At 69.0% G+C, this 24,237-nt stretch carries 22 protein-coding genes and 1 tRNA gene; 6 read left to right on the top strand and 17 right to left on the bottom strand.

The window, feature by feature from the left end:
* Nucleotides 1-50 precede the first annotated feature (50 nt).
* Nucleotides 51-1,004 carry a prephenate dehydrogenase gene (locus GOARA_RS01055; protein ID WP_040521349.1) on the bottom strand — a complete coding sequence of 318 codons (954 nt, stop codon included), beginning with the start codon at nucleotides 1,002-1,004 and terminating at the stop codon, nucleotides 51-53.
* 67 nt (nucleotides 1,005-1,071) lie between these two features.
* Here GOARA_RS01055 and GOARA_RS01050 point away from each other — a divergent pair, with 67 nt between their 5' ends.
* The 4 genes from GOARA_RS01050 to GOARA_RS01035 all read left to right on the top strand — a co-directional run bounded on the left by GOARA_RS01050 (nucleotide 1,072) and on the right by GOARA_RS01035 (nucleotide 2,559).
* Complete coding sequence (locus GOARA_RS01050; protein ID WP_007320421.1) at nucleotides 1,072-1,590, top strand: tRNA adenosine deaminase-associated protein; 519 nt, start codon at nucleotides 1,072-1,074, stop codon at nucleotides 1,588-1,590.
* A gap of 7 nt (nucleotides 1,591-1,597) precedes the next feature.
* The gene (locus GOARA_RS01045; RefSeq protein WP_007320420.1) at nucleotides 1,598-2,059 is read left to right on the top strand and encodes a nucleoside deaminase; all 462 of its coding nucleotides are present in this window, start codon (nucleotides 1,598-1,600) and stop codon (nucleotides 2,057-2,059) included.
* Between the two features lie 87 nt (nucleotides 2,060-2,146).
* Entirely contained in the window at nucleotides 2,147-2,365 is a 219-nt protein-coding gene (locus GOARA_RS01040; protein WP_007320419.1) for a hypothetical protein, read from the top strand.
* Between the two features lie 106 nt (nucleotides 2,366-2,471).
* Nucleotides 2,472-2,559 (top strand) — tRNA-Ser (locus tag GOARA_RS01035).
* Nucleotides 2,560-2,625: 66 nt separating this feature from the next.
* On the opposite strand, the gene GOARA_RS01030 is transcribed toward GOARA_RS01035, so the two are convergent.
* The 15 genes from GOARA_RS01030 to GOARA_RS00960 form a co-directional block, all read right to left on the bottom strand.
* Entirely contained in the window at nucleotides 2,626-3,642 is a 1,017-nt protein-coding gene (locus tag GOARA_RS01030) for a zinc-dependent alcohol dehydrogenase family protein (protein ID WP_007320418.1), read from the bottom strand.
* A gap of 246 nt (nucleotides 3,643-3,888) precedes the next feature.
* Nucleotides 3,889-5,598, bottom strand: a complete 1,710-nt coding sequence (nuoN, locus tag GOARA_RS01025; protein WP_050947117.1) for an NADH-quinone oxidoreductase subunit NuoN — start codon at nucleotides 5,596-5,598, stop codon at nucleotides 3,889-3,891.
* A gap of 20 nt (nucleotides 5,599-5,618) precedes the next feature.
* Nucleotides 5,619-7,289 (bottom strand): NADH-quinone oxidoreductase subunit M, encoded by a 1,671-nt coding sequence (locus tag GOARA_RS01020; RefSeq protein ID WP_007320416.1) that lies wholly within the window; start codon nucleotides 7,287-7,289, stop codon nucleotides 5,619-5,621.
* A complete protein-coding gene (nuoL, locus tag GOARA_RS01015) occupies nucleotides 7,286-9,172 on the bottom strand; it encodes an NADH-quinone oxidoreductase subunit L (protein WP_007320415.1) in 1,887 nt (628 codons plus the stop codon). The genes GOARA_RS01020 and nuoL overlap by 4 nt, the downstream gene beginning before the upstream one ends.
* Before the next feature lie 7 nt (nucleotides 9,173-9,179).
* The gene (gene nuoK, locus GOARA_RS01010; protein ID WP_007320414.1) at nucleotides 9,180-9,479 is read right to left on the bottom strand and encodes an NADH-quinone oxidoreductase subunit NuoK; all 300 of its coding nucleotides are present in this window, start codon (nucleotides 9,477-9,479) and stop codon (nucleotides 9,180-9,182) included.
* Nucleotides 9,476-10,282 (bottom strand): NADH-quinone oxidoreductase subunit J, encoded by an 807-nt coding sequence (locus GOARA_RS01005; RefSeq protein ID WP_007320413.1) that lies wholly within the window; start codon nucleotides 10,280-10,282, stop codon nucleotides 9,476-9,478. The genes nuoK and GOARA_RS01005 overlap by 4 nt, the downstream gene beginning before the upstream one ends.
* Nucleotides 10,279-10,872 (bottom strand): NADH-quinone oxidoreductase subunit NuoI, encoded by a 594-nt coding sequence (gene nuoI / locus GOARA_RS01000; protein WP_007320412.1) that lies wholly within the window; start codon nucleotides 10,870-10,872, stop codon nucleotides 10,279-10,281. Before nuoI ends, GOARA_RS01005 begins: the two co-directional genes overlap by 4 nt.
* Entirely contained in the window at nucleotides 10,865-12,127 is a 1,263-nt protein-coding gene (gene nuoH / locus GOARA_RS00995; RefSeq protein ID WP_007320411.1) for an NADH-quinone oxidoreductase subunit NuoH, read from the bottom strand. Before nuoH ends, nuoI begins: the two co-directional genes overlap by 8 nt.
* Nucleotides 12,124-14,493: an NADH-quinone oxidoreductase subunit G gene (locus tag GOARA_RS00990; protein ID WP_007320410.1), complete on the bottom strand. Its 2,370-nt coding sequence runs from the start codon at nucleotides 14,491-14,493 to the stop codon at nucleotides 12,124-12,126. The genes nuoH and GOARA_RS00990 overlap by 4 nt, the downstream gene beginning before the upstream one ends.
* A 301-nt stretch (nucleotides 14,494-14,794) precedes the next feature.
* Nucleotides 14,795-16,777, bottom strand: a complete 1,983-nt coding sequence (gene nuoF / locus GOARA_RS19120; RefSeq protein WP_138947478.1) for an NADH-quinone oxidoreductase subunit NuoF — start codon at nucleotides 16,775-16,777, stop codon at nucleotides 14,795-14,797.
* A 59-nt stretch (nucleotides 16,778-16,836) separates the two neighbouring features.
* Nucleotides 16,837-18,141: an NADH-quinone oxidoreductase subunit D gene (locus GOARA_RS00980; RefSeq protein ID WP_007320408.1), complete on the bottom strand. Its 1,305-nt coding sequence runs from the start codon at nucleotides 18,139-18,141 to the stop codon at nucleotides 16,837-16,839.
* Entirely contained in the window at nucleotides 18,141-18,833 is a 693-nt protein-coding gene (locus tag GOARA_RS00975) for an NADH-quinone oxidoreductase subunit C (protein WP_007320407.1), read from the bottom strand. Before GOARA_RS00975 ends, GOARA_RS00980 begins: the two co-directional genes overlap by 1 nt.
* Nucleotides 18,830-19,384, bottom strand: coding sequence for a NuoB/complex I 20 kDa subunit family protein (locus GOARA_RS00970; RefSeq protein WP_007320406.1), 555 nt, complete (start codon nucleotides 19,382-19,384; stop codon nucleotides 18,830-18,832). The genes GOARA_RS00975 and GOARA_RS00970 overlap by 4 nt, the downstream gene beginning before the upstream one ends.
* Nucleotides 19,385-19,388: 4 nt before the next feature.
* Nucleotides 19,389-19,748, bottom strand: coding sequence for an NADH-quinone oxidoreductase subunit A (locus GOARA_RS00965; RefSeq protein ID WP_007320405.1), 360 nt, complete (start codon nucleotides 19,746-19,748; stop codon nucleotides 19,389-19,391).
* A gap of 260 nt (nucleotides 19,749-20,008) precedes the next feature.
* Nucleotides 20,009-20,419, bottom strand: coding sequence for a hypothetical protein (locus GOARA_RS00960; protein WP_007320404.1), 411 nt, complete (start codon nucleotides 20,417-20,419; stop codon nucleotides 20,009-20,011).
* Nucleotides 20,420-20,469: 50 nt separating this feature from the next.
* Between GOARA_RS00960 and GOARA_RS00955 the strand changes: the two genes are divergently transcribed.
* Entirely contained in the window at nucleotides 20,470-21,543 is a 1,074-nt protein-coding gene (locus GOARA_RS00955; protein WP_050947113.1) for an FAD-dependent monooxygenase, read from the top strand.
* Between the two features lie 176 nt (nucleotides 21,544-21,719).
* Here GOARA_RS00955 and GOARA_RS00950 read toward each other — a convergent pair whose 3' ends face one another.
* Entirely contained in the window at nucleotides 21,720-22,817 is a 1,098-nt protein-coding gene (locus GOARA_RS00950; RefSeq protein ID WP_007320402.1) for a D-alanine--D-alanine ligase family protein, read from the bottom strand.
* Between the two features lie 96 nt (nucleotides 22,818-22,913).
* Here GOARA_RS00950 and GOARA_RS00945 point away from each other — a divergent pair, with 96 nt between their 5' ends.
* Entirely contained in the window at nucleotides 22,914-24,236 is a 1,323-nt protein-coding gene (locus GOARA_RS00945; protein WP_007320401.1) for a UDP-N-acetylmuramoyl-tripeptide--D-alanyl-D-alanine ligase, read from the top strand.
* Nucleotide 24,237: the final 1 nt, after the last annotated feature.

Genomic DNA, 24,237 nt, shown 5'->3' with positions numbered 1-24,237 from the left:
GCACCGATTTGGTGCTGGGTCTGTCCCGTTCTGCTTGGGTTGCGGAGGCGTCAGCGCTGCCAGGTGTGCCCGAGGTGGGCTTGCCGCCGCATCTCGTGTGCCCAGCCGTCCTCACCCGGCTCGACGTCGGCGATGGCCGGCGCCGGCGTCGACGCCATCTGCTCGTACGCGAGCCTGGCCCGATGCCCGTCATCGACGATGATGGCGACCGACCCCGAGTCACGGAGTTCGTCGCGGGCGGCGACGAGGCGGTCGATGGTCTCGCTCAGCGTGTTCAGCAGTGCGATCCGGTTCGCCTCGAGCATGGCGCGTTGCAGGGCGGGAGCCGTTCCGGCGACGCGGGTGCCGTCGCGGAAGCTGCCTGCCGCGAGCCGGAGCGCCAAGCCGCTCTCGCCCGCACCCACGGCGGCGGTGGCGTTGGCGGTGAGGTGCGGCAGGTGGGAGATCGCGGCGACGGCGCGGTCGTGGGCGTCGTTGGCGGCCGGGACGACCTGGGCGCCGCAGTCGCGGGCCAGCGTGGCGACCGCGAGCCACACGTCGGGATCGGTGTCGTCTTCGGTCGTCACCATCCACATCGCACTGTCGAAGAGGTCGGGATCGGTTGCCGCCCAGCCAGACTGGCTGGTTCCGGCCATCGGATGACCACCGACGAAACGCGCCGACGGATGCAGCCGTTCGACCGCGTCGGCGACGGGCTGCTTCACGCTCACCACGTCGGTGAGCAGGCAGTCGGGGGCCAGTCGCGCCACGGCCGGCAGCAATTCCTCGAGCGTGTTCACCGGAGTGCCCAGCACGATGAGCGCCTGCTCGTCGGTTGCGCGGGTCAGCACGGCTGTCAGGTCGGTCGAGGCGTCGAAACCGGCGTCGCGGGCGGCCGCCGCACCGGCGTCGGAGCGGTTGTAGCCGAACACCTGACGTCCGCTGCGAGCCGCGGCCCGAAGCAGCGAACCGCCGATCAGCCCGAGGCCGAGGACGCAGACGGGAGGGCGCGGTGGGACGGTCACCTACACAGCGTGACATATTGCCCAAACGACTTGGGGAACGCCGCTCGGTGCGACTACGGTGACCAGCATGGCTGCGAGCGCGAGTGACACCGACGGCGACCTCGACGGCTTCGCCGTAGCGGTCGTGCGGGAGGAGACCTCCTGGAAGGTGACCGCGCTGGAGCCTTCCGCGCTGACCAACCTCGATGACGCCGTTCGGCAGCTCCGCGATCTCCGTGCCGCGGGCGCCGTTTTCGGATTGCTCGACGTCGACGACGAGTTCTTCATCGTCGTGCGCCCGGCGCCCGGCGGAGCCAGGCTCCTGGTCTCCGACGCCACCGCCGCGATTGACTACGACGTCGCCGCCGACGCCCTCGACCTGCTCAACGTCGACATTCCCGACTTCGACTCCGACGACCTCGACGATGTCGAGCCGTGGGAGGAAGGCGATCTCGGCGTGCTCTCGGATCTGGGTCTCCCCGACGCGGTGATGAACGTGATCGTGTCCGACACCGATCTGTATGCCGACGAACAGGTCGGCATGATCGCCGCTCGCCTCGGTTTCGCCGAGGAGCTGAGCAAGGTTCTCGACTCGCTGGGCCACTAGGGCAGCGATGGCGCCCCACGACGAGCAGCTCGTCCGGCTCGCCATCGCCGCGGCGGCCGAGTCGGGGCCCGACGACGTTCCGATAGGGGCGGTCGTCGTCGACCCGGAGGGCTTCGAGATCGCACGCGCCGGGAATCGGCGGGAGGCCGACGGCGATCCCTGCGCTCATGCCGAAGTGCTCGCGCTGCGAGCGGCCGCCCGCGCCTTCGGGGACGGCTGGCGCCTCGGCGGATGCACCTTGGCGGTCACGGTCGAACCGTGCACGATGTGTGCCGGTGCGATCGGGCTGGCCCGGATCGAGAAGCTGGTCTTCGGTGCCTGGGAGCCCAAGACGGGGGCCGTCGGGTCGCTGTGGGATGTGTTGCGGGACCCTCGTCTGACGCATCGACCACAGGTGCGCGGTGGCGTCCTGGCCGACGAGTGTGCTGCGCTGCTCAAGGGCTTTTTCGCAGGCCAGCGCGACAATTGAGCCTTATCCGGGCGAAATGTGGACGGGAACCGGTGGACGTGGCACATTTAGCGGGTCAGATCATCCTGCCACTCGAAGGAGCACCCCATGGCTGATGCAAGTGACAAGGTCAACGAGGCCGTCAACGCCGCGAAGGACAAGGTCAGCGAACTGGCCAACAACGAGAAGGTCAACGAGGTCGTGGACAGTGCCAAGGAGAAGCTGGGCGACCTGGCCAACAACGAGAAGGTCAACGAGGTTGTCGAGGGCGCCAAGGAGAAGTTCGGCGAGCTGAAGGACAAGTTCCTCGGCGGCGACAACAAGTAATTCTTCGAGCAACCGCGACGCGGCGACCCGCGTCGCCAGGTCTGCGTGTACCGCAGGTGACCTGCTGATTTAAACGTCAGCGGGCACCTGCGGTACTGTTTTCGGCGGTGGCGTGTCCGAGCGGCCGAAGGTGCAGCACTCGAAATGCTGTGTGCGGTAACCCCGTACCGGGGGTTCGAATCCCCCCGCCACCGCCGAACTCCCCCATCTGTACAGGTGGGGGAGTTTTCCATTTCTGCGGCAATGACTGCGGGCGGCGACTACGGGGTCAGGAAGGCCTTGATCGCCCGCCGCTCGTCCATCGCCCGATAGCCTTCGGCGACGTCGGCCAGCGGCAACCTGAGGTCGAAGACGCGGCCCGGATGGAAGCTGCCGTCGTAGACACGGCTGATGAGGTCGGGCAGGTAGTCGCGCACCGGTGCACCCCCGCCCTGGATGCGCACGTGGCTGGAGAACAGCTTGCCCATCGAGAGCCTGACGCCGTGCGGGACGCCGACGAAGCCGACGCCCCCGCCCTGTCGGGCCGAGTCGATCGCGGTGGTCATCGACTCGTTGGTGCCGACACATTCGGCGATACTGTCCGCGCCGACGCCGTTGGTCAGCTCCTTGACCCGTGCGACGGCCTCGTCGCCGCGCTCCTCGACGATGTCGGTCGCGCCGAACTCCCGCGCGATCGCCTGGCGGTCGGCGTGCCGCGACATGGCAATGATCCGTCCCGCTCCGAGTTCCTTCGCTGCCAGGACTGCCGAGAGTCCGACGGCGCCGTCGCCGACGACCACCGTCGTGTGTCCGGGGTGCACGCCGGCGGCGAGCGCGGCGTACCAGCCGGTGCCCATGACGTCGGAGAGGGCCAACAGGTCGGGCAGCATGTCGTCGGACGGGGTGTCCGGCGTCGATACCAGCGTCCCGTCGGCTAGCGGTATCCGGATGGCCTCCGCCTGACACCCGGTGACCGGTACGACCTGCTCGCACCCCGACTGGTAGCCGGCAAGGCAGTGAGGGCAGGTGTTGTCCGACGCGAAGAACGAGCCGATCACGAACTGGCCGGGCCGGACGGTGGTGACATCGGCGCCGACTTCTCGCACGACGCCGCAGTACTCGTGTCCGATGGCCCAGGGCTTGTCGAATTTGTTGATCCCGCGGTACGGCCACAGGTCCGAGCCGCACACGCAGGTCGCCGACGTTTCGATGATCGCGTCGGTGGGCTGGAGGATCTGCGGGACGGGCAGGGTTTCGGATCGAACGTCGCCAGGGGCATGAAGGACGGTTCCGCGCATGTCTCCAGCCTATGCCGATCTGCGCATGTTGCCGACCGCGACCGGTCGCGCCGGGTCTGAGGTGGGCACAGTCGGCGAGATTCTGGGCACGGTCGGCGAGCCAATCGGTGGTCGAGTGCCCACGAGGCGCTAGCCGAGTGGGCGTATCGAGACCAACGCGAGATCAAAGGGCACGGTCGTCGGAAAACTGGGCACGCTCGGCGGGAATGTGGGCACGGTGGGCGAGAATGTGGGCACGGTCGGCGGTCAGCGGAGGAACGGCACGGCGGCGTCGGATAGCGCCAGCAACCATTGCGGTACGATGCCGAAGCCCAGCGTGATCACCGCACACACCGCGATCGGAAGCGTGGTGGCCAGGCTGGGCTGCCGCACTTCGACCGCCGGCGCGGCGGCTCCGGCAACGGTTGCGCCATCACCATCACCATCGCCGGCTCCGTCGGCACCATCTCCGTTGGCTCCGGCAGAATCGGCAGCATCGGTGGCTCCGGCACTGCCGCCGCCGGCGTCGGTGAAGAACATCGCGACGATGACGCGCAGGTAGAAGTATGCCGCCACGGCGCTGGCCAGCACGCCGACGATGACCAGCGCCCACGCCCCCGAGGATCCCGCCGCGGCGAACACGACGAATTTGGCGACGAAGCCCGTGGTCAGCGGAATCCCCGCGAACGCCAGGAGAAACAGCGCGAACAATGCGCCGACGAGTGGCCGCCGGCGTCCGATGCCAGCCCAGGATTCGAAGTCGGTGGCCTCGCGGCCGGCACTGTCGCGGACGACCGACAGCAGGGCGAATCCACCGAACGCGGAGAACGCGTAGGTGGCGAGGTAGAACAGCACAGCCGACAAACCGGCGTCGCTCAGCGCGATCACGCCGAGGAGGATGAAGCCCGCGTGCACCATCGACGAGTACGCGAACATGCGCTTGATGTCGTCCTGGCTGACCGCCATGATCGTCGCGACCACCATCGTCGCGATGGCCACGACCCACAGCGCCGGCCGCCACAGTTCGGCCAGCGACGGGAAGGACACGTAGAAGACGCGCGCCAAAGCGACGAAGGCCGCCACTTTGGTGGCCGACGCCATGAACGCTGTCACCGGCGTCGGGGCACCCTGATAGACGTCGGGTACCCACGAGCCGAACGGCACGGCACCGACCTTGAACAGCAGGCCGACGGCGAGCAGTGCCAGTCCGATCAGAGCCAGCGTGTCATCCCCGGATTCGGCGATCGACCTGCCGGCCTCGGACAGGGCGAGCGTGCCGGTCGACCCGTAGATGAAGGCCGCACCGAACAGGAAGAACGCCGATGCGAACGCGCCCAGCAGGAAGTATTTCAACGCCGCTTCCTGCGAGAGCAGCCGCCGGCGCCGGGCGAGCCCGCACAGGACGTAGAGCGGAAGCGAGAACACCTCCAGCGCGATGAACATCGTCAGCAGGTCGCCGGCCGCGCCGAACAGCATCATGCCGCCGGTGGCGAACAATGTCAGGGAGAACACTTCGGTGGTCAGGGTGCCGGCTCGACCGGCGGCCAACTCGGCCTCCGAACCGGGAACGGTGGCGGCCGCGGGGGTGAAGGGGTCCGCGACCAAGTCGGCGTCCGAGCCTCCAGCCGCGGTCGGCACCGACGACGCCAGCGCGACCGGTGCCCACACGTTGTCGAGGCGCCGTTCACTGCAGACGAGCACGGTCAGTGCGGCCACGACGATGATCGTGCCCTGCGCGAACAGCGTCGGACCGTCGAGGACGACCGCGCCGCTCATCGTCGTCCGGTCGGTACCGTCGGCGGCGAGTGCGATGACGCAACCGAGCGCACCGAGCAACCCGATCAGCGACAGGACGAGCTGGGTCCGCGACCGCCATGCGCGCGGGACGAACGCGTCGACGAGGACGGCCAGGACCGCGGCGCCGAAGACCACCAGCATCGGCGACAGTGCACGATAGTCGATGCTGGGCGCGACCATCGTCGCGGCTTGCACGGTGCTCACCGGTGGCCTCCCTGCTCGTTGTGCTCGGATCGTTGATGCTCGGTCCGTGCCGGACCCGTCGGTGCGACCTGCGCCGGCCCCTGGTGGCGGGGTGCGTGCGGCGGCACGCTGACCGTGACGGAATCGAGTGTGCGATCGACCGCGGGCGTGATCGGGTCGAGCGCCGGTCGGGGCCAGAAGCCCAGGATCAGCAACGCCGCGATCAGGGGGAACAGTACGAGTCTTTCCCGTCCGCCGAGGTCGGCGACCGGGCCCTTCTCGTCGGACGAAGGACCGCCCGTCGCCCCGTCGGGTGCGGGCCCGCCCATCATTCGCTGGTAGGTCCACAGGATGTAGACCGCGGATCCGACGAGTGCCACCGTCGCCACCACCGCGGCGACGGGATAGCGCCCGAAACTGCCGACCATGACGAGGAATTCGGAGACGAAGGGCGCGAGTCCGGGCAGCGACAGGGTGGCCAGGCCCGCGACGAGGAACACTCCCGAAAGCACCGGGGCGACCTTCTGCACACCGCAGTAGTCGGCGATGAGCCGCGTGCTGCGTCTACCGGTCAAGAACCCGGCGACGAGGAACAGTGCGGCCGTCGAGATGCCGTGGTTGACCATGTACAGCGTGGCGCCGGCCTGGCTCTGCGGCGACAGTGCGAAGACGCCGAGCACGATGAACCCGAAGTGCGAGATCGACGTGTAGGCGATGAGTCGCATGACGTCGGTCTGCCCGATCGCCAGGATCAGTCCGTACACGATGCTGACGACGGCGAGCGCGCACATCCACGGTGCGAACCGCGCTGCGGTGTCGCCGAACAGCTCCACGACGAAGCGCAGCATCGCGAAGGTGCCGACCTTGTCCATCACGGCCATCATCAGAACGCCGGTCGACGGGGTGCCGGCCACGGCCGCGTCGGGCAGCCACGCGTGCACCGGCCACACCGGCGCCTTCACGGCGAAGGCGAACAGGAACGCGCCGCAGATGGCGATGCCCGCCGGACCCCCGACGTCGATCTTGCCGTCGGCGATCGCCTCGGTGATCGCGGTCAGTCCGAAGGTTCCGCGCCCGTCCTCGCCGAGGTCGGCGCGAACCGTCAGCACGGAGAGGCCGATGACCCCGGCGAGCATGACGAGACCGCCGAACAGGTTGTACAGCAGGAACTTCAGCGCGGCACGGGCTCGCACCGCCTTGTCGAGCTGCCCCCATCCGCCGATGAGGAAGTACATCGGGATGAGCATCGCCTCGAACACGAGGTAGAAGAGCAGGATGTCGGTGGCGACGAAACTCAGCAGGACCATCGCCTGGACGGCGAGGGTCAGCGCGACGTAGATGCGCGGGTCGGACCCCTCGCCGTCGGTGTCGCGCCATCCGGCCAGCAACAGCAGCGGCACCAGCGCGGTCGTCAGCAGGACGAGGACCAGGCCGATGCCGTCGAGGCCGAGTTCGTAGCGGGCGCCGATCGCCGGGATCCACCGGTGCGACTCGACCAGGTCGAACCGGGCGCCTCCGGGGTTGAAGGCGACGGTCATCGCGATCGACCATCCGAGTGTCGCCAGCGCGATCACCAATCCCGCCGTGTGCGGCCACCGACGGCGCGACCCGGCAGGCGAGAGGGCGACGGCGATGGCCCCCGCGGCCGGGAGCAGCCACAGGACGGTCAGCCAGGGAATCGACGTCATAGCGCCACCGCCAGGGTCACCGCGACGACGAGTACCGCGCCGGAGAGGATGGTCAGCGCGTAGGAGCGCACGTATCCGTTCTGTGCGCGGCGCAGCAGCTGTGATCCGCCGCCGACGCCCAGCGCCACTCCCCGCTCGGCTCCGGTGAACCCGCGGTCTTCGACGGTCCGGAGGGCGGCGGTGAGGACTTGGCCCGGCCGCATGAGCGCTGCTTCGTTGAACCGGTCGCCGTAGAGGTCGGCGCGCGCGGCGCGGGCCAACGGCGAGCCCTGCGGAGCCGTCCGCGGCACTGAAGCCCGATACATGCGCCAGGCGACGGCGATGCCCAGTGCGACGACGGCCAGCACGCCGAGACTGATCAGCCACACCGGAACGGGCAGGTGGTGGTGGGTTTCACCGGTGACGGGGGAGAGCCAGTGCGCGAACCGGCCGCCGACCATCAGTAGCGCGCCGGAGGCGACCGACCCGAAGGCCAGCACGATCATCGGCGCGGTCATCGAGGCGGGAGCCTCGTGCGGGTGACTGCCCTCGGGCCATCGGGGCTGGCCGTAGAACGTCATCAGCATGACGCGGGTCATGTAGAACGCGGTCAGACCCGCGCCGAGCACGGTCACGACCCCCAGAACGGGGCCGCGAATCCCCCCGGCGCCGAACGCCGCCTCGATGATGTGGTCCTTGGTGAAGAATCCGGCCAGCGGCGGGATCCCGATGATCGCGAGGTAGGCGAGGCCGAAGGTCGCGAACGTGATGGGCAGTTTCTTGCGCAGCCCGCCGTACCGTCGCATGTCGGTCTCGTCGTTCATCGCGTGCATCACCGCGCCGGAGCCGAGGAACAGTCCGGCTTTGAAGAACCCGTGGGCCAGCAGGTGGGCGATGGCGAAGATGTACCCGGCGGGGCCGAGCCCGGCGGCCAGCACCATATAGCCGATCTGGCTCATCGTCGACGCGGCGAGAGCCTTCTTGATGTCGTCCTTCGCACAGCCGATGATGGCGCCGAAGAGCAGGGTCACCGCTCCGACGATGAGGACGACGGTCTGTGCGGTGGGCGCATGGTCGAAGATCGCGCCCGACCGCACGATCAGGTAGACGCCGGCGGTCACCATCGTCGCGGCGTGGATCAGCGCCGACACCGGTGTCGGGCCCTCCATCGCGTCGCCCAGCCACGACTGCAGCGGGACCTGTGCCGACTTCGCACACGCCGCGAGCAACAGCATCAAGCCGAGGGCGGTCAGGGTGGATTCGGGGGCGGTAGCGGTCTCGGTTAGCACGTCGGAGACGCGGAAGGAGCCGAAGTTGGCGAAGATGATCATCAGCGCGACGACGAACCCCATGTCGCCGACGCGGTTCACGACGAACGCCTTCTTCGCCGCCGTCGCCGCCGACCGCTTGTACTGCCAGAACCCGATCAGCAGGTAGGACGCGAGGCCGACGCCTTCCCAGCCGGCGTACATCAGCACGTAGTTGTCGGCGAGGACCAGGACGAGCATCGCGGCCACGAACAGGTTGAGGTAGGAGAAGAAGCGGCGCCGCTCGGGGTCCTCGGCCATGTAGCCGATCGAATAGATGTGGATCAGCAGGCCGACCCCGGTGATCAGGAGCGCGAAACACACCGACAGCTGGTCGAGGCGCAACGAGAAGTCGACGCTGAGCCGGTCCACCAGGATCCAGGTGTACAGATTCGAGGTGATCGGGCGGTCTTCCTGGGTCCGGTGCAGCATGCGCCAGAACAGCGTGGCGGTGAGGAGGAACGACGCGGCGACGGTGGCCGTCGAGAAGAGATGACCCCAGCGGTCGCTGCGCCGCCCCGCCAACAGGGTGACGCCGGCACCGAGCGCGGGCAGTCCCGGCACCAGGGCGAGTAGCTGGATCGACGTGTTGCTCATCGGCGCATCACCGGGCCAGCAGGTTCGCGTCGTCGACCGACGCCGAGCGTCTGGTCCGGTAGATGGTCATGATGATCGCCAGGCCGACGACGACCTCCGCCGCGGCGACGACCATGGTGAAGAAGGCGATCACCTGTCCGTCCAGAGTGCCGTGCATCCTGGCGAAGGTCACGAAGGCGAGGTTGGCGGCGTTGAGCATCAGCTCGACGCACATGAACACGACGATCGCGTTGCGCCGCAACAAGACTCCGGCGACGCCGATGGTGAACAGCAGTGCGGCGACGTAGAGGTAGTTGGCCGGGTTCACTGGTCCTCGCTCTCGATCGTCGGGGAGCCGCCGTCCTCGCCCCGACCGTCGTCGGCCCCGCCGCCGAGCGTCTTGTTCACCGACAGCTGCGACGGCGTTCCGTCGGGCAGCCGGGCGGGGACGTCGACCGCGTTGTGCCGGGCGAAGACACCCGAACTGGGCAGCGGCGTCGGCGGTACAGGGGAGTCGGAGCGGAAGCGCGCGATCGACAACTCCCGTTGCGTCGGCCGCGCCGTGATCCGCGGCCGATGGGCGAGAACCATCGCGCCGAGGGTCGCGGTGATCAGCAGGGCGCCGGTGAGTTCGAAGGCCCACAGGTACTTGCTGAAGATCAACTGCGCCAACTCGACGATCGCCTCGTTGCCTCCGGTCTCGGTGTCGAACCCGACGAAGGTGGCCAAACCGGCGTGGGCGATCCCCGCCACCAGGAGAATCCCGAAGCCGAGGCCGAGGGTGACGGCGGCGAAGCGCTGTCCGCGAATCGTCTCGACCAGCGAGTCGGCCGAGTCGACCCCGATCAGCATGATGACGAACAGGAACAGCATCATCACCGCACCGGTGTAGACCACCACCTGCACCACCCCAAGGAACAGCGCGCCCTGGGCGATGTAGAACACGGCGAGAATCAGCATCGTCATCGCGAGGAACAGCGCCGAATACACGGCCTTCGGGGAGCAGACCACACCCAGTGCGCCGAGCACCACGACGACGGCGAGCACCCAAAACTGGACCGCCTCACCGGAGGAGGTATGGGTCAACTCTGCGGCGAGACCGATGCTCGTCGCACTGAGCGCCGCGGTCATCGCGGCGTCTCCGAAGACTCCTCGGCCCCCTCGCGAGCTCGACCGGGTACATCCCCCTCGCCAGCTCGACCGGGCACATCCCCCTCGCCAGCTCGACCGGCCTGCGCGAGGTAGTAGTCGACGGCCCGCGCGGGTTTGTGCTGCGGCGTCGGCTCCGCCCCGGGCGGCGGCGGCGCGAGCAGGCGGTCCTTCTCGTAGATCAGGTCGGCGCGGTTGTCGTCGGCGAGTTCGTACTCGTTGGTCATGGTCAGCGCCCGCGTCGGGCAGGCCTCGATGCACAGTCCGCAGCCGATGCAGCGCAGGTAGTTGATCTGGTAGACGCGCCCGTAGCGCTCGCCGGGGGAGTAGCGCTCCTCGTCGGTGTTGGGGGCGCCCTCGACGAATATCGCGTCGGCGGGGCAGGCCCACGCGCACAGCTCGCAGCCGATGCACTTCTCCAGCCCGTCGTCGTAGCGATTCAGCTGATGACGGCCGTGGTAGCGCGGGGCGACCGGCGCCTTCTCCTCCGGGTACTGCTCGGTGATGGGTTCGCGGAACATGCCGCCGAGCATCACGCCGAAGCCGGCGATGGGCTTACCGAAATCAGGCATTGGTCACCTCCGGGACAGGTGTGGCCGCCGCCGGACGGGCCGCGGGCAGCGGCGGCACCGGGTAGACGGTGCCGACGGCCGCGGTCGCCGCCGGCGCGCGTTCGGGTTCGGCAGGCGGTCGCATCGCCCGCACGATCCCGGCCAGCAGGGCAGCGGTCGCCACCACCCCGGCCACGACGAGGATCAGCGTGCGCGTCGTATCCGAGGAGTTCATCGTCGCGGCGCGGATCAACGCCACCACCATCACCCAGGCCAGGGAAGCGGGGATCAGCACGCGCCAGCCCAGGCCCATGAACTGGTCGTAGCGCAGGCGCGGCAGCGTCGTGCGCAACCAGATGAAGATGAACAGGAACACCCACACCTTGGCCACGAACCACAGCACGGGCAGCCAGCCCGAGTTGGCGCCGGGGATCAGGCTCAGCGGCCACGGGGCCATCCAGCCGCCGAGGAACAGGGTGGTGGCGAGCGCGGCGACGGTCGTCATGTTGATGTACTCGGCGAGCATGAACATGGCGAACTTCAGCGACGAGTACTCGGTGTGGAAGCCGCCGACCAGCTCGCCTTCGGCTTCGGGGAGGTCGAAGGGGGCGCGGTTGGTCTCGCCGACCATCGAGATCGCGTAGATGAGGAACGACGGCAACACGAGAAGGATGAACCAGTGCCGGTGCTGGCTGCCGATGATCTCCGAGGTCGACATGGTCGTCGAGAGCAGGAACACGGCGGCGAAGCACAAACCCATCGCGATCTCGTAGGAGATCACCTGGGCGGTGGAGCGCAAGCCGCCCAGTAGGGGGTAGGTGCTTCCCGACGACCAGCCCGCGAGCACGATCCCGTACACGCCGATCGAGGTGATCGCGAGGATGTAGAGCACCGCGACCGGAAGGTCGGTGAGCTGGAGCGGAGTGTGGTGACCGAAGACCGATACCGACGGGCCGAACGGGATGACGGCGAACGCGGTGATCGCCGGGATGACCGCGATGATCGGTGCCAACAGGTAGATCGGCTTGTCGACGCCGGCGGGCGTCAGCCCTTCCTTGAGGGCGAGCTTCACGCCGTCGGCCAGGCTTTGCAGAACACCGTGCCAGCCGACACGGTTGGGGCCGAGCCGTCGCTGCATCCGCGCCATGATCTTGCGCTCGGCGAGGATCGCCACCAGCACGGTGAGGACGAGGAACGCGAAGATCGCGACCGCCTTCACCGCGACCAGCCACCACGGATCGGTACCGAACGAGTCCAGCGTCGGGAAGTCGATCATTGGGCACTCTCCGCTCCGGCCAGGGCGACCACGTCGCCCGGCGCCGTCCCCAGCTGCGGGTAGATGCGCGAGCCCGTCGAATTCATCGGCAGCCACACCGTGCCGTCGGGCATGTCGGTGACGACGAGCGGCAACGTCACCGCTCCCGATTTGCCGGTGACGGTCAGCATGTCGCCGTCGCCAACCCCGGCCTGGGCCGCGGTCGTCGGCGAGAGCCGTGCGACGGCGGCGCGCGCCGTGGCCGCGAGGTTCGGCTCGCCGTCCTGCATGCGCCCGCAGTCCAGCAGCAGGCGCCAACTGGCGAGGATCGCGTGGCCGGTGTTGGGGACGACCGGCGCGGGACTGGGCGCGGGCGGGAGGTCGGCGCGCTTGCCCGACCACGCACCCATCCGCTGCAGTTCGGCGTGGACGTCGTCGACGGTGCCGCACCCGAGGTCGAAGCCGGCTTCGGCGGCCAGCGCGTCGAGGACTCGATGATCGGACAACCGGCCGCGCGTGTCGACGGATGGCTCGAACGCGCGCGGGCGGCCTTCCCAGTCGACGAAGGTGCCCGGCTTCTCGGCCACCGCGGCCACCGGGAACACGACATCCGCGTACTCGGTGACCGTGCTCGGCCGCTGCTCCAGACTGACCACGAACGAGGCCGCGTTCAGCGCGGCGCGGGCCGTCTCGACATCGGGCAGGTCTTCGATCTCCACGCCGCCGACGAGTAGCCCGTGCAGTCGTTCGCGCGCGGCCGCGTCGATGATGGCCGGCGTCGCGAGGCCGGGCTGCTCGGGCGGCTCGGTTCCCCACGCCGCGGTGATCTCGTCGCGCGCCTGCGGGTCGGTGACCGGCCGACCGCCGGGGAGCAGATTGGGCAGGGCCCCCACATCGGCGGCCCCTCGTTCCCCGGCACGGCGGGGCACCCACGCCAGGCGCGCGCCGGTGCGCTCGGTCACGGTGGACGCGACGGTGAGCGCACCCGGACTCAGCGCGAGCCGTTCGCCCACCAGCAGGATCGCGCCCGGGGTGGCGAGCAGCTCCTGGGTCTGTGACTCGGCGAGCACCGCGGCTTCGGCGCCGGGGACGCACTCGATCCGGGTGCCGCCCAGCTTCGTCAGGCCGCGCGTGGCCCACGGAGCGAGCGAGTACACGGCGGTCGTGCCCGCTCGCGCCGCCTTGCGCAGCCGCAGGAAGATCATCGGCGATTCTTCCTCGGGTTCGAGACCGGCGAGGACGACGATCGGAGCCGACTCCAGGTCGGTGTAGGCCACGGGAATCCCCGCACCCGCGACCTGGTGCGCGAGGAAGTCCGCCTCCTCGTCGCTGGCGGCCCGCGACCTGAAGTCGATGTCGTTGGTGCCCAGCACCGTCCGGGCGAATTTGCCGTAGGCGTAGGCGTCTTCGACGGTGGCGCGCCCGCCGACCAGCACCCCGGTGCGCCCGGCGGTGAGACCGGCGGCGGCAACCGCGATCGCGTGCGGCCACGACGCCGGGTGGAGTTCACCGTCGTCGCCTCGGACGAGCGGTGAGGTCAACCGGTCGGGCAGGTCGGCGTAGGCGAAGGCCCAGCGGCCCTTGTCGCAGTTCCACTCCTCGTTGACCTGCGGGGCATCACCGGCGAGTCGTCGCAGTACCTTGCCGCGCCGCTCGTCGGTGCGCTGCGCGCAACCGCCGGCGCAGTGCTCGCACACGCTCGGCGTCGACGCGAGGTCGAAGGGACGGGCGCGGAATCGGTACGTCGAGTTGGTGAGCGCCCCGACCGGGCAGATCTGGACCGTGTTGCCGGAGAAGTACGAGTCGAACGGGTCGTCCTCGTAGATGCTGACCTGCTGCAGGGCCCCGCGATCGGACAGATCGATGAGCGGGTCGCCGGCGATCTCGGAGGCGAAGCGGGTGCACCGCGCGCACAGGACGCACCGCTCCCGGTCCAGGAGCACCTCGGCCGAAAGGCTCACCGGCTTGGTGAAGCGCCGCTTGTCGCCGTCGAAGCGGGAGTCCGGGCTGCCGGAGGTCATCGCCTGGTTCTGCAGCGGGCATTCGCCGCCCTTGTCGCAGGTCGGGCAGTCCAGCGGATGGTTGATGAGCAGCAACTCCATGACGCCGTGCTGGGCGCGGGCGGCGTCGGGGGACGTGGCCTGGGTGCGCACCACCATGTCGTCGGCGACGACGGTCGTGCACGAGGCGAGAGGTTTCCGTTGTCCTTCGACGTCGACCAGGCATTGCCGGCACGCCCCGACCGGGTCGAGCAGCGGGTGGTCGCAGAAACGGGGGATCTCGATGCCCAGCATTTCGGCGGCCCGGATCACCAGCGTGCCCTTCGGCACGGTGATCGACTGTCCGTCGATCGTGAGCGTCACCAGGTTCGTCTCGACCGTCGTCATCGGTCGCCTCCTGAGCTGGCCGGGTGGGTGGGTCGGCATGGGAGCGTTGCGTGGTCTCGATACGCCCGTCTCGGCTGGCGCCTCGTCGGGCACTCGACCACCGAGAGGGGTGTGCTGTGCCTTGGGTGGGTGTGGGCGAGTTGGCGGGGGATTGTTGCGTGGTCTCGATACGCCCGTCTCGGCTGGCGCCTCGTCGGGCACTCGACCACCCAAGGCCCCACGCGCACCCCTCGGTGGTCGAGTGCCGACGGAGCTTGCGACGTCGGTGTATCGAGACCCCGCGAGGTGAGATGCCAACTGGTCATCGGCCCGGCCTCCCGTACGTGACTGATTCGGCGGGGTCGAACGGACAGTGGCCCAGCCGGGCGTGTTCGAGGTATTCCTCCCGGAACAGGGCGATCGACGAGGTGATCGGCGCCCCGGCCGCGTCGCCGAGGGCGCAGAAAGCCTTCCCGACAATGCTGTCGGTGATGTCGAGCAGCTTCTCCAGGTCGCCGGGCCGACCCTGGCCGGCTTCGAGTCGCGCCATCATCTGCACCAGCCAATAGGTGCCCTCGCGGCACGGGGTGCACTTGCCGCAGGACTCGTGTTCGTAGAACTCGCTCCAGCGCAGCACCGCCCGCACCACGCAGGTCGTCTCGTCGAAGAGTTGCAGAGCTTTGGTCCCCAGCATCGACCCCGCTTCGGCCACGCCCTCGTAGTCGAGTGGGACGTCGAGGTGATCGGCGGTGAACAGCGGCGTCGACGAGCCGCCCGGCGTCCAGAACTTGAGGCGGTGGCCTTCGCGCATCCCGCCGGCAACCTCGAGGAGTTCGCGCAGCGTGATGCCCAGCGGCGCCTCGTATTGGCCGGGTTTGGCGACGTGCCCGGACAGCGAGTACAGCGTCGAACCTGCGGATTTCTCGGTACCCATCTGGCGGTACCAGTCGGCGCTGTTGCGCAGGATGGCCGGCACGCTCGCGATCGATTCGACGTTGTTCACGACCGTCGGGCTCGCGTACAACCCGGCGACGGCGGGGAACGGCGGGCGCAGCCGGGGCTGTCCGCGGCGGCCCTCGAGTGAATCGAGCAGCGCGGTTTCCTCGCCGCAGATGTAGGCGCCCGCACCGGCGTGGACGACGATGTCGAGGTCGTAGCCGGAACCGAGGATGTCGGTGCCGAGCAGACCCGCGCGATACGCCTCGTCGACCGCTTCGCGCAGACGCGCGATGACCGAGGCCACCTCGCCGCGCACGTAGATGAACGCGCGGTGGGCGCGGATCGCGTAACTCGCGATGATCATGCCCTCGATCAGCATGTGCGGCGACGCGAGCATGAGCGGCATGTCCTTGCAGGTGCCGGGTTCGGACTCGTCGGCGTTGACCACGAGATAGTGCGGTTTGGCGTCGGGCCCGGTCTCCTGCGGGATGAACGACCATTTCATGCCGACGGGGAAGCCCGCTCCGCCGCGACCGCGCAGCCCGGAGGATTTCACGATCTCGATGACCTCGTCGGGCGGGAGGTTCAGTGCCTCGCGCAGTCCGTGATAGCCGTTGCGCTCGCGATAACTGGCCAGCGTCCACGATCCGGGTTCGTCCCAGCCCAGGCTCAAGATCGGCGGTGCCGCGGCTTCGGCCGTGCGCTCGCCGAGGGTGAACCCGCCGTCGGCATCCGATCCGTTCTTCTCGCTCTCGACGCCGGCGAGCAGCCGGGACACCTTCTGGAAGGAACACAGCGTGGGGGTGCCACGGCTGGGGGACACGTCGACCCCGGCCCGCAGGTCGTCGACCAGTTCGACCGTGCTTTCCGGCGACTGGTCGTCGAAGAACTCCCAGTTGACCATGACGACCGGCGCGTAATCGCAGGCCGCGTTGCACTCGACGTGTTCGAGCGTGATGCGGCCGTCGGCGGTGGTCTCGCCCGGCTTGATGCCGAGATGATCGGACAGCGTCGCGAGGATCTCGTCGCCGCCCATCACCGCGCACGTGGTGTTGGTGCAGACGCCGACGAGGTACTCCCCGGTCGGCTGGCGCCGGTACATCGAGTAGAAGGTCGCTACGGCGGCGACCTGTGCCCGGCTCAAGTCCAGTTGCGCGGCGCAGAAACCGATTCCGGCTTTCGTCAGGTAACCGTCGTGGGATTGCACGAGGTGCAGCAGCGGCAGCAGCGCCGAGCGGGCCTGCGGGTAGCGGGCGATGATCGGCGCGGCGTCGGCTGCGAGGGCCGCGGCGACCTCGGCGGGGTAGTCGGCCGGGCCGTCGAAGGTGATCGTCGGGTGCGGCTCGGTGGTGACGTGGCCGGGCATGCCGATCGGCACCGGCTGCGCTCCCGTGGACGGCAGCGTCGTGGGATTGAGTTCTGTGGTCATCGATCCACCCCTCCCATGACCGGGTCGATGCTGGCGACCGCGGTGATGACGTCGGCGACGAGACCGCCTTCGCACATGGCCGCCACCGCCTGCAGGTTCGTGAACGAGGGATCGCGGAAATGCACCCGGTACGGCCGGGTTCCGCCGTCGGAGACCATGTGCACGCCGAGCTCGCCGCGCGGGGACTCGATCGCCGTGTAGCACTGTCCCGGTGGGACGCGGAAACCCTCGGTGACGAGCTTGAAGTGGTGGATCAGCGACTCCATCGACTGGCCCATGATGTGTGCGATGTGCTCGGGCGAGTTGCCCAGCCCGTCGGGACCGAGTTCGAGATCCGCCGGCCACCCGAGCTTCTGGTCGCCGACGACAACCGGCCCGGGTTCACGGAGGCGCTCGACGCACTGCCGCGCGATGCGCAGCGATTCGTGCATCTCGGCGATACGGACGAGGTAGCGGCCGTAGGAGTCGCAGGTGTCCTCGACCGGAACGTCGAACTCGTAGGTCTCGTAGCCGCAGTACGGCGCGGACCGGCGCAGGTCGTGCGGCAACCCGGTGGAGCGCAGGCACGGTCCGGTGACGCCGAGCGCCATGCACCCGGTGAGGTCGAGGTAGCCGATCCCCTGGGTGCGGGCCTTCCAGATGTAGTTGTCGGTGAGCAGTGCTTCGACCTCGCCGATCTGCTCGGGCAGGGCGTCGAGAGCGGAGGTGATGGTGTCCAGCGCCCCGTCGGGCAGGTCCTGGGCGACCCCGCCGGGGCGGATGTAGGCGTGGTTCATCCGCAGCCCGGTGATCTCCTCGAAGACGTCGAGGATCGTCTCGCGGGCGGCGAAGCCGAGGAACATCGGCGACATGGCACCGAGTTCGAGGCCGCCGGTCGCCAGCGCGACGAGATGCGAGGAGATCCGGTTCAGCTCCATGAGGAGAACCCGGATGACCGTGGCGCGTTCGGGGATCTCGTCGGTGATGCCGAGGAGCTTCTCGACGCCGAGGCAGTACGCGACCTCGTTGTGGAACGGCGCCAGATAGTCCATGCGGGTCACGAAGGTGACGCCCTGCGTCCACGTGCGGTATTCGAGGTTCTTCTCGATCCCGGTGTGCAGGTAGCCGATGCCGCACCGCGCCTCGGTGACCGTCTCGCCGTCGATCTCCAGGATGAGGCGAAGGACGCCGTGCGTCGACGGGTGCTGCGGGCCCATGTTGACGACGATGCGCTCCTCGCCGGGCTCGGCCGCCGCGCGCTCGCGGACGGCGGCCACGACCTCGTCCCAGTCGCGGCCGGTGACTCCGATGGTGCTGCTCATCAGTGGTAGGACCTCCGACGATCAGGGGGCTGCACGGTCGCGCCCTTGTATTCGACGGGTACGCCGCCGAGCGGATAGTCCTTGCGCTGGGGATGCCCGTCCCAGTCGTCGGGCATCTCGATGCGCGTCAGCGCGTGGTGACCCTCGAAGACGATCCCGAAGAAGTCGTAGGTCTCGCGCTCGTGCCAGTCGTTGGTCGGATAGACGCGGCACAGGCTCGGGATGCGCGGGTCGGCGTCGGGGGCGCACACCTCCAGGCGGAGCACGCGGTTGTGCGTGATCGACTGCAGCGGGTAGACCGCGTGCAGTTCCCGGCCGGTGTCGTCGGGGTAGTGCACGCCGGAGACCCCGCGGCACAGTTCGAACCGCAGCGACGGTTCGTCGCGCAGAACACCGGCGACGATCGGCAGGTACTCGCGGGCGACGAAGACGGTCAGCTCGCCGACGTGCACGTGGGCGTTCTCGATGGCGGCCTCGGGGTTCACGTCGCGCTCGGCCAGAGCGACGCGCAGCGCATCGAGCACCTCGTCGAAGTAGCCGCCGAACGGGGGCTTGGTGGTTCCGCCGAGTTCGACCGCCCGCACGAGCCGGCCGTAGCCGGAGGTGTCGCCGGTGCCGTCGGCGCCGAAGAGTCCGGCGCGGGTGGTGATGGTCTCCGGCCGTTGATCGCGGTGGGGCGAGACGTCGTTCATCGCAACAACCCCTTGAGTTCGATCGTCGGTCGCGATTGCAGTGCGGCCTGCTCGGCCGCGGCGATCGCCTCGGCGCGGTTGGCCCCCAGCGGCGTGTCCTGGATCTTCTCGTGCAGCTTGAGGATCGCGTTGAGGAGCATCTCCGGTCGGGGCGGACAGCCGGGGAGGTAGATGTCGACGGGGACGACGTGGTCGACGCCCTGCACGATCGCGTAGTTGTTGAACATGCCGCCCGACGAGGCGCAGACCCCCATCGCGAGGACCCACTTGGGCTCGGCCATCTGGTCGTAGATCTGGCGCAGCACGGGCGCCATCTTCTGGCTCACCCGGCCGGCGACGATCATCAGGTCAGCCTGGCGCGGCGACGCGCGGAACGCCTCCATGCCGAACCGTGCGAGGTCGTAGCGGCCGGAGGTCGTGGCCATCATCTCGATGGCGCAGCACGCGAGGCCGAAGGTCGCGGGCCACAGCGAGCCCTTGCGCATGTACCCGGCGAGACCCTCGACGGTCGTCAGCAGAAAGCCGCTCGGTACCTGTTCCTCGATGCCCATGCGATCAGTCCCAACTCAGTCCGCCGCGACGCCATTCGTAGGCGTAGGCGACCGATACGTTGACGACGAACAGGGTCATCGCGATCAACCCGAACCAGCCGAGCGAGTCGAAGGCCACGGCCCACGGATAGAGGAAGACGATCTCGATGTCGAAGATGATGAACAGCATCGCGGTGAGGTAGTACTTCACCGGAATCCGTTGCACCGCACGGTCTTGCGGCAGCGGTTCGATGCCGCACTCGTAGGCGTCGAGCTTGCTGCGATTGTTGCGTCGCGGCCCGACGAAGGACGCGATACCGACCGAGACGACGGCGAATGCTGCCCCGATCGCGCCGAGTACCAAGATCGGTAGGTAGGCGTTCATCGACTATCACCTCCGCGAGGGGAGTGGCTGGTGTGATCTGTATCTCACACTACCCACGGCGCGCAGATCGTGCGCCGATTGGGAATTGCCGCGTGCCGACCGTGCCCCAAAATCCGCCGAGTGGGCACCTCAACCCCGCCGAGTGGGCACCTCACCTTCGCCGAGTGGGCACCTCACCCGCGCGGAGTGGGCACCTCACCCGCGCCGAGTGGGCACCTCAACCATGCCGAGTGGGCACCCGACCTTCGCCGAGTGGGCAGTCAGAATGACGCGCGGATCAGCTCGGTCATCGTCGAACCGAGTTCAATCGCGTCGACGGGAAGACTCGCCGTCGCATCGGCGCGCGACCAGTCCGCCAACCATCGGTCGGCTTTGCGTGCGATGAGAACGAGCAGCGGTGGGCACGGCTCGTATTCGTCGCGGATCTGTTTGGCCAGGCCCATCCCGCCGACCGGCGTCGCTTCGCCGTCGAGGATCACGAGGTCGAGCTGATTCTGGTCCAGCTTGGACAGGACTGCCGGCCCCGTGGCCAGTTCGGTGAACGCGAGTTCGGGGAGGTCGGGCCGCAGCGTCGTACCGATCGCGGCGATGATCTGTTCGCGGGTGAGCACGTTCGGGGAGTAGACACCGACGCGCAGCACGATCCGGGGCTTGTCGGATGGGGCACTCACGAGCCCGATGCTAGCCGTGGGCGCTTGCGGTGATGACACAATCGGGGACCATGTCTGGTTCTTCGCGCCCGCGCGCCGCCGTCGTCGGTGGAGGAATCTGCGGACTCAGCTCAGCCATTGCGCTGCGTCTTCGCGGCTGGGAGGTCGCGGTCTTCGAGGAGACCGAGAGCGTGGTCGTCGGTGCCGGGATCACCGTCTGGTCGAACGGGCTGGCCGCGTTGGACACGCTGGGCGTCGCCGACGCGGTCCGCGCCGCGAGCAACGATCTGACCCAAGTCCGGATTATCGATCGCGGTGGGCGCGAGCTGATGCGCCAGACGAGCCAACCCGGTTCGATCGTCGCGCTACACCGTCGCGATCTGAACGCTGCACTCCTGGCCGCTCTTCCGCCGGACAGCGTGCACACCTCTACGGGAGCGACCGTCGTCGACGCGGATGATGGCGTGGTCGAAGCAGCGGGGTCGACGGACCGCTACGACCTGGTCGTCGCAGCAGACGGGGTGCACAGTCCAACGCGCCTGCGCTGGTGGCCGGAGGCCGGAGGCGAGCAGGACTGCGGGATACGCGCCTGGCGCGCGGTCGTCGCGGGCGCAGCAGAGGAAGCGCTCACGGTCTGGGGGCCGTCGGGCGAGTGCGGGATCCTCCCGCTGCCCGGCGACACCACTTACGTCTTCGGCGCATCCCGCGGGCGAGCGCGCGACGAGGGGCTGGCCTACTTCGACGATTGGGTTGATCCGGTACCGACGTTGCTCGCCGCGATCGACGAGCCGATCGTGCACGAACTCACCGACCTCGATCCGGTCCGGCACCCGGTGAAGGGACGGACGGTACTGATCGGCGATGCGGCCCATGCGATGCGCCCGCATCTCGGGCAGGGCGCCGGGCTCGCGATCGAGGACGCCGTCGTGTTGGCGCAGTACTGCGCGTCGGGAGTCTTCGACGGCACCGGGTTCGAGAATGCTCGTCGTCGACGATGGGCGGGCGCCACGTGGATAGCCCGTCGGGCGACGATGCTGATGATGCCGTCGAACCGGCTGCTCGGGCTGGCGCACACCGTCGCGCCGCTCGTTCCCAACCGCCTGATGCTGGGCGCCGCGGACCGAATCGCAGGGTGGCGACCATAGGCTGAGGTGCCCACTCGGCGTGGGTGAGGTGCCCACTCGGGGTGGGTGGGGTGCCCACTCGGGATAGGTGAGGTGCCCAGTCGGCGCAGGTGAGGTGCCCACTCGGGATAGGTGAGGTGCCCACTCGGCATAGGTGAGGTGCCCACTCGGCGTGGGTGGGGTGCCCAGTCGGCGGATCAGCGGGTCGTGGAGAACCCGGCCCGCCGGACATGGACCTCTAACGCGAGCGCTACGAGACGGTCGATGAGGTCGGAGTACGGCAGGCCGGTGGCCTCCCACATCTTCGGGTACATCGACGCGGGCGTGAAGCCCGGGATCGTGTTGATCTCGTTCAGCAGCCAGCCGCGCCCCGGACCGTCGCGATAGGTCTCCTCGTAGAAGAAGTCGACGCGGGCCAGACCCTGGCAACGCAGTGCGCGGTAGCACCGGATCGCCAATTCGCGGACCTCTTTGGCCGCAGTGTCGGGCAGCTCCGCCGGGATCTGCAGCGCGGCATTGCCGGTGATGTATTTGTCCTCGTAGTCGTAGAACTCCGAACCGGGCAGGATCTCGCCGGGCACCGACGCCTCCGGTGAGGCGTTGCCGAGCACGGCGACTTCGATCTCGCGCGCGGTGATGCCCTCCTCGATGACCAGCACGTCGTCGTAGGCGAGGGCGGTCTTCAGCGCGACGGCCAGCTCGGCCTCGTCATGCGCCTTGGTGATGCCGACGGAAGACCCCATGTTGGCCGGCTTGACGAACACCGGGAGGCCCAGCTTCTCGACAGCGGTCGCAATGGTCTGCTGCTCGTCGTCGATCCCGTCGCGGTGTTCGATCCACTCGCATTGCGGGATGCCGCGATGGGCGGCGACGTCCTTGGCCATCGCCTTGTCCATGCACAGCGCCGAACCGAGGACCCCGGAGCCGACGTACGGCATGCCGAACAGTTCCAGCAGCCCCTGGATCGTCCCATCCTCGCCGTGTGGTCCGTGGAGCAGCGGCAGGACGACGGTCGTCTCGCCGCCGGCACCGCGCAGGGCGGCGAGCGGCTCGATCTCGGGGCCCTCGGGGAGGAGTGCGTTGCCCAGCGAGTCGCCGGCGGCCAGTGCCGTCACCGCCGCGGTCGGCGTGACCCAGGCGCCCTCGCGGGTGATGCCGACGGGCGCGAGGTCGTAGCGCGCGCGATCGGCGGCGGCGAGCACGTGCGCCGCGGTGATGCAGGAGATGTCGTGCTCGGCGGAGGCGCCGCCGAAGAGGACGACGAGGCGCAGCTTGTTCTCGGCGGCGTCGGGCATGCGTGCAACGATACGGGAGGACGCGCCGCCCGCCCGAGTGAGTTATGGCCGCGGGAACGATGCGGGTCCGCGCACACGGTCACGTAGCGTGGACGCGTGCATTTCACCACCGCAGAGATCGCCGCCGCCACCGACGGCACCGCGTCGGGGACCGACGTCACGGTCAGCGGCGCGAGTATCGACTCGCGCATTCTGGAACCGGGCCAGCTGTTCGTTCCGATCGTGGCCGAACGCGACGGTCACGATTTCCTGCCCGCGGCGTTGTCCGCCGGCGCGCCCGCCTACCTCACCAGCCGCGACGACACTCCGCCGCCGGACGGGGTAGCGGCGATCCGCGTCGCCGACACCGCGTTGGCGCTGCGCGCGCTGGGCCGGGCGGCACGGGCGCGGATCGGCGAGCGCGTCGTGGGGGTGACCGGCTCGGTCGGCAAGACGTCGACGAAAGACCTATTGGCCGGTGTTCTGCAGACCACCTACCGGACCGCGGCCAGCGCCAAGTCGTTCAACAACGAGCTGGGGCTGCCCCTCACCCTCTTCGGAGCCGACGACGGAACCGAGGCAGCCGTATTGGAGATGGGCGCGCGCGGCGTCGGCCACATCGCGACGCTGTGTGCGATCGCCGCGCCGACGGTCGGCGTACTCACCCGCGTCGAAGCCGTGCATCTGGAGAACTTCGGCTCGCTGGACGCCGTCGCCCAGACCAAGGGCGAACTCGTCGAATCACTGCCGGACAGCGGAATCGCCGTCCTCAACGCCGACGACCCGAACGTCGCGGCCATGGCGTCGCGAACCTCCGCTCGAGTGCTGACCTACAGCGCGGCCGGTGCGCCCGCGGATCTCACTGCCGGCGACGTGATCCTCGACGACCAGCTGCGCGCGTCGTTCACGCTGCACTCGCCCTGGGGGACGGTGCCGGTTCGCCTGGGTGCCCGCGGCGAGCACCAGGTCGGCAACGCGCTGGCCGCCGCCGCTGCCGGCGCCGCGCTCGGCGTCGACCTCGAGCAGGTTGCCGCCGGTCTCTACGGCGCCGCACTGTCCGGGCTGCGGATGGAACTGGCGCAGACCGCGTCCGGCTTCACCGTCATCAACGACGCCTACAACGCCAACCCGACGTCGATGGCCGCCGCGCTCAAGGCACTGGCCCAGCTGGACGCCCCGGCCCGCGTGGCCGTGCTCGGCACCATGGCCGAACTGGGCGAGGACTCCGATGCCGCCCACCGGGGGGTCGCCGAGCTGGCATCGTCGCTGGGCATCGCGGTCATCGCCGTCGACGAACCGAGCTACGGCGACGGTGCCCAACACGTCACCGACGCCGCTGCCGCGGCCGAGCGCGTCACCGCCCTGGGTGCGCCCCTGGCCGTGCTGGTCAAGGGCAGCCGTGTTGCGGCGCTGGAGCGCGTCGCCGAGTTGCTCGCCTGAG

The sequence above is a fragment of the Gordonia araii NBRC 100433 genome, from assembly GCF_000241265.1.
GTDB lineage: Bacteria > Actinomycetota > Actinomycetes > Mycobacteriales > Mycobacteriaceae > Gordonia > Gordonia araii.
This window is presented reverse-complemented; position numbering and strand designations above follow the sequence as displayed.